Annotated in this window: 17 protein-coding genes; 4 read left to right on the top strand and 13 right to left on the bottom strand. The window is 74.0% G+C overall.

The window, feature by feature from the left end:
• Nucleotides 1-12: 12 nt before the first annotated feature.
• From ACU4ZT_RS11330 to ACU4ZT_RS11340, 3 genes are all read right to left on the bottom strand, one after another.
• Nucleotides 13-456, bottom strand: coding sequence for a hypothetical protein (locus tag ACU4ZT_RS11330; RefSeq protein ID WP_063070665.1), 444 nt, complete (start codon nt 454-456; stop codon nt 13-15).
• Nucleotides 453-1,979 (bottom strand): SDR family oxidoreductase, encoded by a 1,527-nt coding sequence (locus ACU4ZT_RS11335; RefSeq protein WP_445337200.1) that lies wholly within the window; start codon nt 1,977-1,979, stop codon nt 453-455. The genes ACU4ZT_RS11330 and ACU4ZT_RS11335 overlap by 4 nt, the downstream gene beginning before the upstream one ends.
• A gap of 73 nt (nt 1,980-2,052) precedes the next feature.
• Nucleotides 2,053-2,814, bottom strand: a complete 762-nt coding sequence (locus ACU4ZT_RS11340; protein WP_063070667.1) for an SRPBCC domain-containing protein — start codon at nt 2,812-2,814, stop codon at nt 2,053-2,055.
• A gap of 174 nt (nt 2,815-2,988) precedes the next feature.
• On the opposite strand from ACU4ZT_RS11340, the gene ACU4ZT_RS11345 reads away from it, so the two are divergent.
• On the top strand, nt 2,989-3,927 hold the full coding sequence (locus ACU4ZT_RS11345; protein WP_270981004.1) for an ROK family protein: 939 nt from the start codon (nt 2,989-2,991) through the stop codon (nt 3,925-3,927).
• A 12-nt stretch (nt 3,928-3,939) separates the two neighbouring features.
• Here ACU4ZT_RS11345 and ACU4ZT_RS11350 read toward each other — a convergent pair whose 3' ends face one another.
• Complete coding sequence (locus ACU4ZT_RS11350; RefSeq protein ID WP_254654455.1) at nt 3,940-5,205, bottom strand: MFS transporter; 1,266 nt, start codon at nt 5,203-5,205, stop codon at nt 3,940-3,942.
• A 37-nt stretch (nt 5,206-5,242) separates the two neighbouring features.
• On the opposite strand from ACU4ZT_RS11350, the gene ACU4ZT_RS11355 reads away from it, so the two are divergent.
• Entirely contained in the window at nt 5,243-5,923 is a 681-nt protein-coding gene (locus tag ACU4ZT_RS11355) for a maleylpyruvate isomerase family mycothiol-dependent enzyme (RefSeq protein WP_063070670.1), read from the top strand.
• Here ACU4ZT_RS11355 and ACU4ZT_RS11360 read toward each other — a convergent pair.
• From ACU4ZT_RS11360 to truB, 4 genes are read right to left on the bottom strand one after another with little or no spacing between them, the layout of a single operon-like run.
• The gene (locus ACU4ZT_RS11360) at nt 5,920-6,852 is read right to left on the bottom strand and encodes a bifunctional riboflavin kinase/FAD synthetase (protein ID WP_063070671.1); all 933 of its coding nucleotides are present in this window, start codon (nt 6,850-6,852) and stop codon (nt 5,920-5,922) included. The two genes, ACU4ZT_RS11355 and ACU4ZT_RS11360, sit on opposite strands and share 4 nt — an antisense overlap.
• A gap of 1 nt (nt 6,853) precedes the next feature.
• A complete protein-coding gene (locus ACU4ZT_RS11365) occupies nt 6,854-7,315 on the bottom strand; it encodes a hypothetical protein (RefSeq protein ID WP_063070672.1) in 462 nt (153 codons plus the stop codon).
• Between the two features lie 38 nt (nt 7,316-7,353).
• Nucleotides 7,354-7,722, bottom strand: a complete 369-nt coding sequence (locus ACU4ZT_RS11370; RefSeq protein WP_063070673.1) for a hypothetical protein — start codon at nt 7,720-7,722, stop codon at nt 7,354-7,356.
• Entirely contained in the window at nt 7,719-8,678 is a 960-nt protein-coding gene (gene truB, locus ACU4ZT_RS11375) for a tRNA pseudouridine(55) synthase TruB (RefSeq protein ID WP_414764079.1), read from the bottom strand. The genes ACU4ZT_RS11370 and truB overlap by 4 nt, the downstream gene beginning before the upstream one ends.
• An 84-nt stretch (nt 8,679-8,762) precedes the next feature.
• On the opposite strand from truB, the gene ACU4ZT_RS11380 reads away from it, so the two are divergent.
• Complete coding sequence (locus ACU4ZT_RS11380) at nt 8,763-9,758, top strand: ketopantoate reductase family protein (RefSeq protein WP_414749006.1); 996 nt, start codon at nt 8,763-8,765, stop codon at nt 9,756-9,758.
• A gap of 39 nt (nt 9,759-9,797) precedes the next feature.
• Here ACU4ZT_RS11380 and ACU4ZT_RS11385 read toward each other — a convergent pair whose 3' ends face one another.
• On the bottom strand, nt 9,798-10,352 hold the full coding sequence (locus ACU4ZT_RS11385; RefSeq protein WP_063070676.1) for a nucleoside/nucleotide kinase family protein: 555 nt from the start codon (nt 10,350-10,352) through the stop codon (nt 9,798-9,800).
• Nucleotides 10,353-10,389: 37 nt separating this feature from the next.
• Between ACU4ZT_RS11385 and ACU4ZT_RS11390 the strand changes: the two genes are divergently transcribed.
• The gene (locus tag ACU4ZT_RS11390; RefSeq protein ID WP_063070677.1) at nt 10,390-11,268 is read left to right on the top strand and encodes an HhH-GPD family protein; all 879 of its coding nucleotides are present in this window, start codon (nt 10,390-10,392) and stop codon (nt 11,266-11,268) included.
• A 120-nt stretch (nt 11,269-11,388) separates the two neighbouring features.
• Here the strand turns inward: ACU4ZT_RS11390 and rbfA are convergent, their stop codons facing one another.
• The 4 genes from rbfA to nusA form a co-directional block, all read right to left on the bottom strand.
• Nucleotides 11,389-11,925, bottom strand: a complete 537-nt coding sequence (gene rbfA, locus ACU4ZT_RS11395) for a 30S ribosome-binding factor RbfA (protein WP_063070678.1) — start codon at nt 11,923-11,925, stop codon at nt 11,389-11,391.
• Between the two features lie 175 nt (nt 11,926-12,100).
• On the bottom strand, nt 12,101-14,932 hold the full coding sequence (gene infB / locus ACU4ZT_RS11400) for a translation initiation factor IF-2 (protein ID WP_063070679.1): 2,832 nt from the start codon (nt 14,930-14,932) through the stop codon (nt 12,101-12,103).
• A 96-nt stretch (nt 14,933-15,028) separates the two neighbouring features.
• Nucleotides 15,029-15,322 carry a YlxR family protein gene (locus tag ACU4ZT_RS11405; RefSeq protein WP_081234819.1) on the bottom strand — a complete coding sequence of 98 codons (294 nt, stop codon included), beginning with the start codon at nt 15,320-15,322 and terminating at the stop codon, nt 15,029-15,031.
• Between the two features lie 50 nt (nt 15,323-15,372).
• Nucleotides 15,373-16,380, bottom strand: a complete 1,008-nt coding sequence (gene nusA / locus ACU4ZT_RS11410; RefSeq protein WP_063070680.1) for a transcription termination factor NusA — start codon at nt 16,378-16,380, stop codon at nt 15,373-15,375.
• Nucleotides 16,381-16,443 lie beyond the last annotated feature (63 nt).

Genomic DNA, 16,443 nt, shown 5'->3' on the forward strand with positions numbered 1-16,443 from the left:
CGGCGGGACGCCCTAGCCGCGGTTCCGGCGGAGCGCCCCGCTCCAGCGACGGCGCCGCCGGGGGCCGGCCACGAGCGCGATCACGGTGATGACGAGCGGCACGCTGAGGATCGTCGCGAGCAGCGCGCCGGCCTCGCCCGGTGTGATCCGCATGCCGAGCACGTCGACGGTCACGCGCGTGGCGGCGTGCTGCGTGAGGTCGGTGATGCTGCGGCCGTCCGCGGCCTCCGCGGGCAGCGGCGTCCAGGCCTCGGAGGGCGTGGTGCGCGGCTCGGGTGCGCGCGCGGCGCCCGCCCCCGCGTCGGACGCGCCGAGCGCCGCGAGGTCGGCCTGGGCCTGCACCGGCGCCGAGACGCTCATGGTGACGGCGGTGGCGAGGCCCGCGGACGCGAGCGCGATGCCCGCGAGGGTCAGGAGGATGAGGCCGATGCGCGGCGCCCCGGTCCGCCGGCTCACCGGGCGGCCCCCGCGGGCGCCGACTCCGGCTCGCGGGCGGTCGTGGCCGCGAGCGCCTTCGCCGTGATGCGGTTGGCCATCGACGTGAAGATCACGCCGTGGAACGGCAGGATCGAGAACCAGTAGAGCCGGCCCGCGAGGCCGGACGGGAAGAAGATCGCCCGCTGCCGGTAGTCGCTGCCGCCGCCCTCGCGCGGCGTGGCGCTGAGCTCCAGCCAGGCCTCGCCCGGCAGCTTCATCTCGGCGCGGAGCCGGAGGCTCGAACCGCGCTCGATGTGCTCGACGCGCCAGAAGTCGAGCGCGTCCCCCGTCTGCAGGGAGGTGGCGCTGCGCCGGCCGCGGCGGAGGCCGACGCCGCCGACCAGCTTGTCCATGTAGCCGCGCGCCGCCCACGCCACGGGCAGCGAGTACCAGCCGTTGTCCCCGCCGATCGACTCGATGACGGCCCACAGGTCCTCGGGCGCCGCGTCGGTCGAGCGCTCCTTGAGGTCGAGGTAGACGGTGTGGCCGGACCAGTCCGGGTCGCTCGGCAGCAGGTCGCTCGGCGCGCCGACGACGGCCGAGTCCTTCCAGCTCGTCTCGACGACGCCGTCGCGCATCCGGCCGAGCGCGAGGCGCACCGAGCGGCGGTAGCCCGTGAGCCCCCCCTCGGGGTCCGGGATGTAGGTGGACATGTCGTGCTCCCCCATCACGCAGTCGTATTGCAGCGACTCGATGATGGGCACGGCCAGCGTGCGCGGGATGGGCGTGACCACGTTCACCCAGTGGGCGGCGAGGCGCGGCGCGAAGATGGGGATGGAGGCGATGGGCCGCTGCGGCAGGCCCGCCTCGACCGCGTAGCCGTTCATCATCTGGCCGTAGCGCAGGACGTCCGGGCCGCCGATGTCGAAGGTGCGGTTGAGGTCGGCGGGCAGGTCGGCGCTGGCCACCAGGTAGTAGAGGACGTCGCGGATCGCGATGGGCTGGATGAAGTTCCGCACCCAGGCGGGCGCCGGCATGAAGGGCAGCACCTCGGTGAGGTGGCGGATCATCTCGAACGACGTGGAGCCGGATCCGATGACCACGCCCGCCTGGAGCGCGATGGTCGGCACGCCGCTGGCGAGCAGGACGTCGCCCACGGCCTTGCGGCTCGCGAGGTGCTTCGAGAGCTCGTCGGTGTCCGGGTGCAGCCCGCCGAGGTAGACGATGCGTCCCACGCCCGCCGCCTTCGCGGCCTCGGCGACGTTCCGGGCGGACTCGCGCTCGGACGCGGCGAAGTCGCCCTTCGCGCCCATGCCGTGCACGAGGTAGTAGAGGACGTCGACGCCGTCGACCGCCGGCGCGAGCGTGGATGCGTCGGACAGGTCGCCCTGCACGACCTCCACGTCGTCGCGCCAGGGGACGTCCGTGAGCCGGCGCGGGTCGCGGACGAGCACGCGCACCCGGAAGCCGGCCTCGATGAGGCGCGGCACGAGCCGACCGCCGATGTAGCCGGTCGCTCCGGTCACGAGGGCGAGACGGGAGGCGACGCTCGGCGATGTCATTCCCTCACGCTAGGCAATCAGCCTGGCAAGCGGCTCCCAGGAGCCGGGGTGCCGCGTGGGCGACGGCCGGGGATCAGCCTTCGGCGGACTCGAGCTCGGCGAGGTACCGGCGCCAGGTGGCGCCGTGCTCCGCCTCGCACGTGGCCCAGTCGACCGGGACGCCGTGGACCAGGTCCTCCAGCAGGTCGAGGTGCAGGCGCCAGCTCGCCTTGAGGACGTTCGCGATGCCCGAGGGCAGCAGGCCCGAGACCGTCACGAGGAGCTCGGTCTGCCGATCGCGCGGGCCGCCGGGGACGTCCTCCAGGCGCAGGTGGAAGCGCGCCGTGACATCGCCCTCGTGCAGGAACGTGTACTCGATCTGGCGCTCCTCGTCGAACCGGCTGACGAAGCCGCCGGCGGCGGAGGAGAGGCTGCGGTCCGGCACGGTCATCCACTCGAACCAGAAGTCGCCGCCCTCGCGCTGCTCGACGGTGGCCTCCGCGAGCCAGCCCGAGAGCATGTCGCCGTCGGACACCGCGTCCCACACGATGGGCGCGGGCAGGTCGATGAGACGGCGGAAGACGAACTGGTACGGCAGGAAGACGGTGGACGCCTTCGCCTCGTCGAGCAGGGAGCCGGGGAAGGACGGGAAGCGGGCGCGGGTCTCGGTGACCTCGTCCTCGAGGCCGGTGGAGGCGGGCATCCCCTCGTCGAGCTCGCGGGAGGCGAGGCGGGCCTCGGCCGCGTCGGCGAAGTCGAGCGCGGGGGCCGAGCCGCGGCGCGCAGGCGCGGCGTTCTCGGCGCGCGGGTCGGAGGGCTCTCTGGGGGCCTGTCCGGGGGCGTGATCGGGATCCACGTGCCGAGCCTAGGCGCGGAGCCGCCGGACGGCCCATGAATTCCACACAGGTGTGAGGGCAGCCGGGTCCGGCGGAGGGCGCAGGACGGGCCGCGCGTCTCCGGTCGAGGCCTCCGCCCGCCCCTATCCTGGACGCCGGTGGACGGGCGGATCCGGGACCGGGACAGGACGAAGATGCCTCGCACGCTCGCGCTCGCCGTCGACTTCGGCGGCACCAAGGTCGACTCCGCGCTCGTGGACGACGCCGGCCGCGTGCTCGAGGGGAGCCGCTTCCGGCGCCCCACGGGACCCGAGCGCTCCGCCGACGAGCTGCTCGACTCCGTCCTCGGCGTGGCCCGGCAGGCGCTCGAAGCGCTGCCCGCCGACGCGGAGCTCGTGGGCACCGGCCTCGCCGCCGCCGGCCCCGTCGACGTGCGCGAGGGCCTCGTCTCCCCGCTCAACGTCCCCGTCTGGCGCGACTACCCGCTCCGCGACCGCATCGCCGAGCTGACGCCCGACGTGCCCGTCACCCTGCAGGTCGACGGCCTCGCGATCACGCTCGCCGAGCACTGGGTCGGCGCGGGGCGCGGCTACGACGACGTGATGGGCATGATCGTGTCCACGGGCGTGGGCGGCGGCCTCGTGCTCTCGGGCCGCACGGCCGCGGGGGCCACGGGCAACGCCGGCCACATCGGGCACGTCGAGGTCGCGGGCTTCGACGACCCGTGCAGCTGCGGCGGGCAGGGGTGCGTCGAGGCCGTCGCGTCCGGGCCTCGGAGCGTCGCGTGGGCGCGCGCCCGCGGGTGGACGGGATCCACCGGCGAGGACCTCGCCGCGTCGTACCGCGACGGCGACGAGACGGCCGTCGCGGCCGTGCGCCGCGCGGGCCTCGCGATCGGCCGGGCCATCGCGTCGGCCAGCTCCCTCGTCGACCTCGACGTGGTCGCGATCGGCGGCGGCTTCAGCCGGGTCACGCCCGACCTCTTCGACATGATCCGCGAGCCCCTCGCGCTCCGCACGCAGTTCGGCTTCGTCATGAAGACGCGCGTCGTGCCGACCGGGCTCTCGGAGGACGGCCCGCTCATCGGCGCGGGCGCGCTCGTGCACCGCAAGGAGATGGTGCCGAGCTTCTGACCGGGATCCCGGTCAGCGGACGCGCGCGGCCTCGTCGCGCGCGGCGCGGTCCCAGGTGTCCTCGAGCATGCGCGGCCTCGCGAGGTAGAAGCCCGAGGCGGAGGCCACGGCGACCATGGCGAACAGCATCAGCAGCGGGACGGTCCACCCGCCGGACAGCTCGTGCAGCACGCCGAACAGCAGCGGCCCGAGGGCGCCGATCGAGTAGCCGATGCCCTGCACGAACCCGCTGAGCGCGACCACTCCCCCGTGCGTGCGGGTGCGCAGGTTGATGAGCACGAAGACGAGCGGGAACAGCAGCGGACCGGATCCCGCGGCGGCCACCCACAGGAGCGGCGCCGCGGCGGGCGCCACCAGGAGGCCCACGTAGCCGACGACGAAGAACAGCACGCCGACCTGGATCAGGATGCCGACGTTCCGCATCCGCGCGGCGAGGATCGGCATGATGATCGCGGCCGGCAGCCCCATGAACCCGAAGACCGCGAGCAGCGCGCCGGACGCGACGGGCGACTGGCCCGCCGTGTCCTGCAGCAGCGCGGGCAGCCAGGCGAACATCGCGTACGCGTTGAACGACGACGCCGCCTGGATCCCGACGAGCGCCCACGCGACCGGCGAGCGGAACACGCGGCCCGTGACGGCGGCCGGCGCCTCCTCCACCCGGTCGAGCCCGGCCGCGGCCGCGCGCTCGCGGCGGGTGTGCCGGTGGTGCTCGACGAGCAGGGCGATCCACGGCGCGAGCGCCACGACCGCGACCCCGGCCCACGCGCCGATCGCGACGCGCCAGCCGGCGCCGTCCGCCAGCGGCGCGGCGACGAGCGACGGCACGCCCGTGCTGATCGACATCATCACGGTGGTGACGGAGGTGAGCGGCCCGATCCGGCCGGGGAAGTACTTCTTCACGAGCGGCGGCAGCAGCACGTTGCCGAGGCCCATGCCCGCGAGCGCGAGGATCGTGCCGATGCCGAAGACGACCACGTGCGACGAGCCGGCGCGCACGAGGTGCCCGGCGATCATGGCGGCGAGGCCCACGACGACCGTGAGCTCGAGGCCCAGGCGGCGCGAGATCGCGGGCGCCAGGAGGCCGAAGAGCGCGAAGCAGACGGGCGGCAGGGCGCCGAGCACGCCGATCGACACGGTGTCGAGCGGCACGTCGCGGCCGATCTCGTCGACGATCGGCGAGAAGACGGCGACGGCGGTGCGGAGGTTCAGGGCCACCAGCACGATGCCGACGAGGGCGAGGAGCGCACCCGCGCGGGGAGCGGCGGGAGGAGTCGTCACCACCAGATTCTACGGCGGCCGGAATAGGCTCTCGGCCATGAGCGAGATCTCCCGTCACCTGCCCCTCAGCCAGCGCCCCTCCGAGCCCGAGGCGCGCGTGACGGGCGTCTGGAGCGCCGAGATCGCCGACGTCCTCGACCGCACGGCCGACCTCCTCGCCTCCCTCGACGCGGACGGCTGGGAGGCCGCGAGCATGTGCGAGGGCTGGACCGTGCGCGACGTCGCCGGGCACGTCGTCTGGCGGGTGGGCGCGAGCAACGGCGCCATGGTGCGCACGGCCGTGGGATCCATGCGCCGCCGCCCCCACCTCAACCCCATGCACGTGATGGACGACCTCAGCGCCGACGAGGCCCGCCGCGCCCCCGAGGACCTCGTCGCCCGGATCCGCGCCATCGCCGCCGAGAAGCGCGCCGGCAAGGGCCGCAAGCGCCTGCCGGAGCTCCTCGAGGTGGTCGTGCACGCGTTCGACATCGCGCACGCGCTCAAGGTGGACCTGGAGCTCGACCACCGCTCGACGGGCGCCGTCGCGGTGGCCCGCGCGGCGATCGCGCCCGCCGGGATCCGCGGCGTGCTGCGCGCCCGGACGCTCCGCGCCTCCGACGCCGGCTGGAGCGTGGGCCACGGCCCCGCCATCGAGGCCACCGCGTCGACGCTGATCATGTACCTCTTCGGCCGCACGCCCCGCCCCGAGGGCGACGCCGCGGGAGACGCCGCCTAGATCCCGAGCACCGCACGGGTGCGCACGACGTCGTCCGTCATCTGCGCGATCAGCGGCTCGCGGCCCTCGTACGCGACCATGCCGCGGATCCGGCTGACGAACACGACCTCGACCTCGTGGTCGTACAGGTCGAGCGTCTCGTCCAGCACGAACGCCTCGACGACGCGGGGCCGGACGCCTGCGAATGTGGGGTTCGTGCCGACGGAGATGGCCGACGGGTAGGTGCGGTCGCCGTCGCGCAGCCAGCCGGCGTAGACGCCGTCGGCCGGGATGAGGCCCTCGGCCTCGGGCGAGAGGTTGGCGGTGGGGAAGCCGAGCTCGCGGCCGCGCTTCTCGCCGTGCACGACGACGCCGCGGACGGCGGGGCAGCGGCCGAGGAGCTCCGCCGCGGCCGTCACGTCGCCGCGGTCCATGAGGTCGCGGATCCACGTGGAGGAGACCTTGCGGCTGCCGTCCGGCATGACGTCGCCGACCACCACCGTGCGGAAGCCGTGGCGCTCGCCGAGGCGCGTGAGGGTGGCGGCGTCGCCCGCACCCTGCGCGCCGAAGCGGAAGTCCTCGCCCACGAGCACGACCCGGGCGCCGAGGGCGTCGACCAGCACCGTGCGGACGAACTCCTCGGGGCTCAGCCGCTGCAGGCGCTCGTCGAACGGGAGCATGAGGGTCGCGTCGACGCCGAGCTCAGCGAGCAGCTCGATCTTCTGCCGGTTGCTCACGAGGCTCTGCGGGCGCGCGGCGGGCGCGAGCAGGGCGGCCGGGTGCCGGTCGAACGTGACGACGGCCGAGGCCAGGCCCTCGTCGGCGGCGATGCCCAGGAGGCCCTGGATGACCGCGCGGTGCCCGGCGTGCACGCCGTCGAACTTGCCGATGGTGACGGCGCTCGGCCCGAATCCTCCCGGCACCCCGGCCGGGTCGTGGACGACGATCACGTCAGCGGTCCCCGCGCACAGGGCGCTCGTCCACCGCGCTCACCCGCGAGCGTCCGCCGCGGCGCAGCCACCACAGCCCGAGCACGGGCAGCACCAGGGGGATGAAGCCGTAGCCGTTGCCGTAGACCGACCACACGCTGTCGTGCGGGAAGAGCTGGGCGTCGACGAGGCTCAGCGTGCCGACCACCAGCACGCCGACGAGCTCGAACGCGATGGTGGCGAACGCGATGCGGTACCAGCGGCGCGCGGAGTCCGGGCTCTTGGCGGGCGCGACCAGGGCGACCGTGGCGACGATGTAGACGACCGCGGCGAGCGCCGAGAGCGCGTACGCGACGGGGGCCTCGTCGAACTTGGTGAGGATCTGCGTGACGGACCGCCCGGTCGCGGCGAGGGCGAGCAGCCCGTAGAAGAAGACCAGGACCCGTCCGAGGCCGGTCATGCGCGAGTTCCGGGAGTCAGTCATGGCACCAGCGATTATCCCCTACCGGGGGAACGCCGCGATCACGCGGACTGCACGTTCCAGATGACGTCCATCCGGTAGACCATGATCGCGATGGCCAGGCACGAGGCGCCGAGGATGATCGTGCTCCAGCGCGTGCGCTCGACCAGGGCCCAGAAGATCGCGAGCGGCGGGATCACGAGGCCGCTCAGCAGGTACGCGTAGTACTCGACGAGGTTGCCCGACGGCGGGTTCCCCACGGCGGGGGCCGCGATCGCGACGACGAGCTGCACGACGAGCAGCACCTCGACGAGGGCGGTCGGCAGCACGGTGAGGTCGCTCGGCTTCCGTCCGATCGCCCCCACCACGAGGCAGAGCACGCCGGCCACGACGGCCACCGCGATCTGCGCGACCGTGAGCCAGCCGATCACGAGGCGCCCGGGTCGTCGGCCGGGAAGTTGACGAGGGACGTGCCGGTGCGGCCGCGGAAGCCGACCAGCCCCACGAGCCGGCCGTCGGGCGCGACCGCGGCGAGCGGATCCTCGGTGGGCGCCTCATCCGGAGTCGTCAGCTTCTTCCCGTGGCCGAGGTCGACGGCCTCCTGCGCGGTGAGGTGCAGCACGTCGAAGAGGCGGGCGGCCGCCTCGGCCGGCGGGATGAGGCGGTCGGCGACGACCATGTCGTCGATGGCCACGGCGTCGTCCACGTGGAAGGGCCCGACGCGCGTGCGGCGGAGCGCGGTGAGGTGCCCGCCGACGCCGAGCTCCCGGCCGAGGTCGCGCGCGAGCGCCCGCACGTACGTGCCGGACGAGCAGGTGATGCGCACGTCGAGGTCGAGCTGCGCGCCGTCCTCCTCGCCCTCCTCCGCGTCGACCGCGGAGAAGCGGAGCACGTCGAAGGCGGAGACGGTGACCTCGCGCGCGGCGAGCTCGACGTCCTCGCCCGCGCGGACCCGGGCGTAGGCGCGCTTGCCGTCGACCTTGATGGCGCTCACCGCGCTCGGGACCTGCGAGATGACGCCGCGGAGGCCCGAGATCGCGCGCTCCACGTCGGCGACGGCGAGGTCGCGGATGCGGCCGGGCTCGGCGCGCGACACGACCTCGCCCTCCCGGTCGTCGGTGGTGGTGGCGCGGCCCAGGCGGATCGTGGCCAGGTACTCCTTGTCGAGGCCGACGAGGTACGTGAGCAGGCGCGTGGAGCTGTTGACGCCGAGGATCATGAGGCCCGTCGCCATGGGGTCGAGCGTGCCGGCGTGCCCGACCTTGCGCGTGCCGGCGAGGCGGCGGGTGCGGGCGACGAGGTCGTGGCTGGTCCACTCCCCGCGCTTGTCGACGAGGAGCAGGCCGCTCGCGGTGGAGGGAGCGGCGCGGGGGGTCGGGGATTCCATGGCCTGACCATCATGCCGTGCGGGGACGCGTCCCCGGATCCGCGGAGGCGGCCCGGCTTAGGATCGGGTGTCGAGGGAGGGCCTGTGCTGATCGGGGTCGTGGGGGCCGGAGCGGTCGGTGGGACCGTCGCCGCGCTGCTGGAGCGGGCGGGCCACCAGGTGGACGTCACCGCGCGCGGGCCGCACCTGCGCGCCATCCAGGACCGCGGGCTGCGGCTGGCCGGCGGATGGGGCGCGCACGTCGCGCGCGTCGCCGCCGCCGAGCGCCTGGGACGGCCGCCCGAGCTCGCCATCGTCGCCACGAAGATCGCCGACGCCCGCGATGCGATGCGGGAGAACGCCGGCTGGCTGAGGGGCATCCCCGTGCTCGTCGTGCAGAACGGCCTGTCGGGCCTGCGGATGGGCGCCGAGTGCCTGCCGCGCTCCCAGGTCGTGGGCGGGCTCGCGCTCCTCGCCACCTCGTTGACGGAGCCCGGGCTCGTCACCGTCACGGGACCCGCCGGCATCCACATCGGCTCGGCGGACGGCCCGGACGGCGCCGGGGTCGAGCTCGTGCGCCGCGTCCTCGACCCGGTGATGCCCGTCACCGTCGCCCCCGACTTCCGCGGCGCGCAGTGGACGAAGCTCGTCGTGAACGGCATCAACGCGGTCCCGGCGGTCACGGGCCTCAGCGCGCAGGCGGTGATCGCCGACCCGGTCATGCGGCGGATCGTCACGCGCGCCATGCAGGAGACCGTCCGCACGGGCCTCGCCCGCGGCGTCGTCTTCGGCTCGCTCGCCGGGCTCACGCACCGGCGGCTGAAGGCGTTCGCGTCGATGCCCGTCGGACTCGCCGGCCGGCTGCCCGTGTCGCTCGCGCGCGCCATGGGGAGCGTGCCGAACCCGGGGTCGACCCTGCAGAGCATCCGCCGCGACCGCCCCACGGAGATCGACCACCTCAACGGCGCCGTCGCCGCGCTCGCGCCGGGCGCCGGGCAGGACGCACGCGTGAACGCCGCGCTCGTGCAGCTCGTGCACGGCGTGGAGACGAGCGGACGGCACATCTCCCCCGCCGAGCTCGTGCGGCTCGTCCCGCGCTGATCCGGCCGGCCCCGCGCTCCACGAGCTCGGCCGACGGCGTCAGCAGCTGTCGGCGAAGACGCGCCGCGGGAGCTCGGGGTCGGTGACGTCGACGATCATGGTGGCCGCGCGCCGGGGGTTCACCGCGCGGATGTAGCGCGCGTGCGCCTCCTGCGCGGCGGATCCGGCGTCCCCGCCGGCGGTCGCGAGCGGCTCGCCGGGCAGCAGCAGGTAGACGACCGCGTTCCAGAGGCCGCGCAGCTCGGGGGCCTGGAGGGCATCGCCGGAAACCAGCAGCACGGCGTCGTCGGGGGCGTCGGTCACGGGATCGCCGCCCGGACGCAGGGCGAACGGCAGGCCGGGCCGGCGGAAGGGGCGCACGAGGCCGTCGCGCAGCGCGTCCGCGCCCGCGGCGCCGTGCTCCGCGGCATCCGCGACGTACGCGGCGTGACCGCCCGCGCGCAGCACGTCCGCGAGGTCGCGCGCGAAGCCCGCGGGATCCGCGAGCGGGCCGCCGTCCACCGCCAGGAACGCGCGCCCGCGGCCGTAGTTGTGCAGGAACTCGTCGGCGAGCGAGGACAGGACCTCGGCGCGGGAGGCGCGGTACAGGGGCATGACCCGAGCGTAGGCCGCGCTCTCGTACGCTGGCCGCATGCCCGAGACCGCCCTCGCCCGCGACGTCAACGCCTGGTTCCGGGAGAACGCGCGCGACCTGCCGTGGCGACGCGAGGGGTTCGGATCCTGGGGCATCCTCGTCAGCGAGTTCATGCTGCAGCAGACGCCCGTGGTCCGGGTGATCCCGCGGCTCGAGGAGTGGCTCGTGCGCTGGCCGACGCCCGCCGCGCTCGCCGCGACGCCAGCGAGCGAGGCCGTCCGCGCGTGGGGCCGGCTCGGCTACCCGCGCCGGGCGCTCAACCTGCACGCGTGCGCGGTCGCGATCACGGAGCGGCACGGCGGCGAAGTGCCCGAGGACGTGGACGCCCTGCTCGACCTGCCCGGCGTCGGTCCGTACACGGCGCGCGCCGTCGCCGCCTTCGCGTTCGGGCACCGGCACCCGGTGGTCGACGTCAACGTGCGGAGGGTGATCGCGCGCGCGGTCGCCGGCCAGGGCGATCCGGGTCCCGCGCGCACCGCGGCCGACCTCGCCGCCATGGAGGCGCAGCTGCCGGCCGACGTCGCCGAGGCACGGGTCTTCAACGCGGGCGCGATGGAGCTGGGCGCGGTCGTCTGCACGGCGCGGTCGCCCCGCTGCGAGGAGTGCCCGATCCGGGGCATCTGCGCGTGGCGCGCGGCCGGCTACCCGGCCTACGACGGCCCGGTGCGCGTGGTGCAGAAGAAGTACGAGGGATCCGACCGCCAGGTGCGCGGGCTGCTGCTCGCCGAGCTGCGGTCGAGCCACTCCCCCGTGAGCGCCGCCGACCTCGCGACCGCATGGCCGGAGCCCGTGCAACGGGACCGCGCGCTCGCCGGGCTCGTGGCCGACGGGCTCGCCGTGGTCCAGCCCGACGGCACGTACGCCCTGCCGAGCTGACGCGCGCGGCGACGCGTCGATCCACCTACGCACGCACGGAGGGGGCGCGCGTCCCTCGACGCGCGCCCCCTCATCGAAGCCGGATCAGCGCTCGACGCCGGATCAGGGCGCCGTGCCGGATCAGTGCGCCGGCGTGAACCCGGGCGCCGTCGGGTCGCCGAGGTCGCCGTCGGCAACCTCGTCGTCCTCGTCGTCCTCGTCGTCCTCGTCGTCGTCCTCGTCCTCGTCGTCCTCCAGGACGCGCGGCTTGACGTACGGGTCCTCGTCGCCCGCGTAGACGCCGGCCTTCGCCTGCGCCTGCACGTCGGCGTCGCGGCGACGCGCCTCCTCGAGGAGGGCGTCGATCGCGGCCGCGTTCTCCGGCACGCCGTCGAGGATGAACTCGAGCGACGGCGTGAGGCGCGCGGTGATGTTCTTGCCGACCTCGCTGCGGAGCATGCCCGTCGCGGACTTCAGGGCCGCGGCCGTGTCGGCGCGCTCCTCGTCGGTGCCGTAGACCGTGTAGAAGATGCTGGCGTGCTGCAGGTCGCCCGTGACGCGGACGTCGGTGACGGTCACGAAGCCGAGGCGCGGGTCCTTGATGCCCCGGTCGAGCTTGCGCGCGACGATCTCCTTGATGCGGTCGGCCATCTTCCGGGCCCTCGCGTGATCGACCATGGTCGACGTCCTTCCGTGACGGATGCGGCCGGGCGAGACCCGGCATCGTGCTGACGCCCCGCGGGTGGCGGGTACGGCCGGACGTGAGCGCCCGGATGGTGCTGGCGCCCCGCGGGTGGCGGGACGGGGAGGGCCCCGCTCCCCTGGTGGGGAGCGGGGCCCGGATCGGCCGGGGTCAGACCCGCGGCTTCTCCTTCATCTCGATCGTCTCGATCTCGTCGCCGATCTGGATGTCGTTGAACTTGCCGAGGCCGATGCCGGCCTCGTAGTCCGTGCGGACCTCGGACACGTCGTCCTTGAACCGACGCAGCGACTCGATCGCCAGGCTGTCGCCCACCACCACGCCGTCGCGGATGACCCGCGCCTTGGCGTTCCTGGTGATGGTGCCCGAGCGGACGATGACACCCGCGATGTTGCCGAACTTCGAGGAGCGGAACACCTCGCGGATCTCGGCGACGCCGGACTGGACCTCCTCGTACTCGGGCTTGAGCATGCCCGTGAGGCTCGACTCGATCTCCTCGAGCGCCGAGTAGATGACGCTGTAGAAGCGGATGTCGACACCCTCGCGCGCCGCGCGGGCGCGGGCCTTCGGGTCGGGGCGGACGTTGAACCCGATGATGATCGCGTTGTCGATCGTCGCCAGGTTGACGTCGCTCTCGGTGACCGCTCCGACGCCGCGGTGGATGATCCGCAGCTGCACGGAGTCGTCCACCTCGATCTTCATGAGCGACTCCTCCAGCGCCTCGACGGCACCGGACACGTCGCCCTTGATGATGAGGTTGAGCGACTCGACCTTGCCCTCCTCCAGCGCACGCGTGAAGTCCTCGAGGCTGATGCGCTTGCGGGCCTTCGCCAGCTGGGCGTTGCGCTCGACGGCCTCGCGCTTCTCGGCGATCTGACGGGCGGTGCGGTCCTCCTCGGTGACGAGGAAGGTGTCGCCCGCGCCGGGGACCGACGAGAGGCCCTGGACCTGGACGGGCCTGGAGGGGTAGGCCTCGTGGACCGCGTCGCCGTTCTCGTCCATCATCGCCCGGACGCGGCCATAGGCCGTTCCCGCCACGATGGCGTCGCCCACGCGGAGCGTGCCCGACTGGATGAGGACGGTCGCGACCGCACCGCGGCCCTTGTCGAGGCGGGCCTCGATGGCCACGCCGCGCGCGTCCTTGTTCGGGTTGCTGCGCAGGTCGAGACCGGCGTCGGCGGTGAGCAGGACGGCCTCGAGGAGGTCATCCACGCCCTTGCCGGTGAGCGCCGAGACGTCGACGAACATGACGTCTCCGCCGTACTCCTCGGCGACCAGGCCGTACTCGGTGAGCTGCTGGCGCACCTTGGCGGGGTTGGCCCCCTCCTTGTCGACCTTGTTGACCGCGACCACGATCGGCACGTTCGCCGCCTGGGCGTGGTTCAGGGCCTCCACCGTCTGCGGCATGATGCCGTCGTCGGCCGCGACCACGAGGATCGCGATGTCGGTGACCTGAGCACCACGGGCGCGCATGGCGGTGAACGCCTCGTGGCCCGGGGTGTCGATGAAGGTGATGGCGCGCTCGTAGCCCTCGTGCGGCGCCCAGACCTGGTACGCGCCGATGTGCTGCGTGATGCCGCCCGCTTCGCCCTCGATGACGTTGGCGTTGCGGATGGCGTCGAGCAGGCGCGTCTTGCCGTGGTCGACGTGGCCCATGACGGTGACGACGGGCGGCCGGATCTCCAGCACGTCGTCGTCCTCGTCCTCGAGCTCCTGGTCGAGGTCGATGTCGAAGCCCTCGAGCAGCTCGCGGTCCTCGTCCTCCGGGGAGACGACCTGGATCTTGTAGCCGAGCTCCGTGCCGAGCACCTCGAAGGTGGCCTCGTCGAGCGACTCGGTCGCCGTCGCCATCTCACCGAGGTGGAACAGCACGGTCACCAGGTTGCCGGGGCTCGCGTCGATCTTGTCGGCGAAGTCGGAGATGGACGCGCCGCGACGCAGGCGGACGACCGTGTTGCCGTCGCCGCGGGGGACGCTGACGCCACCCAGCGACGGGGCCTCGCGCAGCTCGAACTCGGCCCTCTTCGTCCGCTTCGACTTGCGCGACTTGCTCTTGCCGCCGCCGCGCCCGAAGGCACCTGCGGTGCCGCCGCCGGGGCCGCGGCCGCGGCCGCCGCCACCGGGACGACCGGCGAAGCCGCCGGCCGGACGCTGGAAGCCGCCGGCGGCGGGGGCGCCGGGGCGTCCCGCTCCACCGGGTGCGCCGCCGGGACGACCGGCGCCCGCGGGGCGCTGGCCGAAGCCGGCAGGACGCGCGCCCTGGCCGACGCCGCCGGGACGCGGGGCGCCGGGGCGGGGGGATCCGGGACGGGGAGCGGCCGGGCGGGGGCCAGCGGCTCCCGCGGCGGGACGCTGGCCCATGCCCTGGTTGCTCGCGAACGGGTTGTTGCCCGGGCGGGGCTTGGTGCCCATGCCCTGGTTGCTCGCGAAGGGGTTGTTGCCGGGGCGCGGGGCCGCCGGACGCGGGATCCCGGGTCGCGGGATGCCGTTGGAGGGCGCCGGGGTGCTGCCGGCGTCCGGGCGCGGGGCGCTCGGGGTCGACGCGGCCGGGGCCTCGGAGGTGGTGGACGCGGCCGACTTCTCGGCCTGCGCCTTCTCCTCGGCGGCGGCCTTGCGGGTCGCCTCGGCCTGGGCCTGGCGCTCCGCGACGGTCAGCGGCGCGACCGGAGCCGGCACGTCGGACGCCTCGGGGGCGTCAGCGGCGGGAGCCGTGGGCTGCGGGCCGGGGGTGGGACGACCGCCGGGCTTCGGGGCCGACGAGCGGCTCCCGGGGCGCGGGGCGGACGAGGGAGCCGCTGCGGGCGCCGCGGCCTGGCCGGTGACCCCGGCGGCCTCGAGCGCCGCCTTGAGCTTGCGGGCCACGGGGGGCTCGATGCTCGACGACGGTCCCTTGACGAACTCCCCCATCTCCTTGAGCTTGGCGAGTGCGGTCTTGCTGTCGACGCCGATCTCGGCGGCGATCTCGTGTACGCGTGGTTTTGCCACTGTTCTCCTGTCTGGGGGTCCTCTCCCAGGCAGGAGGGGACCGCTAGTGCTGGACGGATCTCATTTCGAGCCGCTCATTAGTTGTCCATGTGCCGTTCAGCCTGTTCTCTCGGATGCTCGCGCGCTCGGCTGGGCCGCGAGCCGCTCTCGTAGTCCCCCAAGAGCTGCGGGGTCGAGCGCCGCCTCGCTGCGCAGGGCCCGCCCGAAGGCGCGCCTCGCGATGGCTCGGTCGATGCACTCGATGGTCGGATGGATCCACGCGCCCCTGCCGGCCATCACCGCGCGCTCGTCGAGGACGAGGGAGCGGGTGGGGGGATCGGCGACGATCCGCTGGAGAGCGGACCTCGGGGCACGCCGACGACAGCCGACGCACGTTCTTACCGGATCCATACTACCCCCTGCGTCCGGCGGCGGGGAGGCCGCGTCCCGCCGGGCGGCGCTCAGTCGTCGCCCTCGAGGATCGAGTCGGGCTGGATGTCGATCTTCGCGCCCGTGAGCTTGGCGGCGAGGCGGGCGTTCTGGCCCTCCTTGCCGATGGCGAGCGACAGCTGGTAGTCCGGCACGAGCGCGCGGACGGCCTTGGTCGCCTGGTCGATCACGAACGAGCTCGTGACCTTGGCGGGCGAGAGCGCGTTGCCGACGAACACGGGCAGCGACTCGGAGTAGTCGACGATGTCGATCTTCTCGTCGTTGAGCTCGGCTGTGACGGCGCGGACGCGCTGCCCCAGCTCGCCGATGCACGCGCCCTTGGCGTTGATGCCGGGCTCGGTCGCGCGCACCGCGATCTTCGTGCGGTGGCCCGCCTCGCGGGCGAGCGAGACGATCTCGACCAGGCCCTGCGCGATCTCCGGCACCTCGAGCGCGAACAGCTTGCGGACGAGCGACGGGTGCGTGCGCGAGACCGTGATCTGCGGGCCCTTCGCGCCGCGCGAGACGCTCGTGACGTAGACGCGCAGGCGCGAGCCGTGCGTGTACTTCTCTCCGGGCACCTGCTCCTCGGGCGGCAGGATCGCCTCGATGGTGCCGAGGTCGACGTGGATCATGCGCGGGTTCGGGCCCTGCTGCACGATGCCGGCGACGATGTCGCCCTCGCGGCCCTTGAACTCGCCGAGGATGCGGTCGTCGCCGATGTCGCGGAGGCGCTGGTTGATGACCTGCTTCGCGGCGAAGGCGGCGATGCGGCCGAAGTCGCTCGGGCTGTCCTCCGACTCGCCGATGACGAGGCCGTCCTCGTCGAGCTCGGGGACGTGCACGGAGACGTGGCCGGACTTGCGGTCCAGGTGCACGCGGGCCGGGGGCACGCCGTCGGCGACGGGCTTGGCGTCCGCCTGGTCGGTGTGCTTGAGGTAGGCGGTGAGGATGGCCTGCTCGATGATCGAGACGAGCTCCTCGAACGGGATCTCGCGCTCGCGCTCCATCATGCGCAAGACGCTCAGGTCGATGTCCATGGGCCACTCCTCTATTCGGTTGGAAGGATTCGAGGCTACCCGACCGGGAGGGGTCGGGCAGCC

The organism is Clavibacter davisi (genome assembly GCF_052751415.1).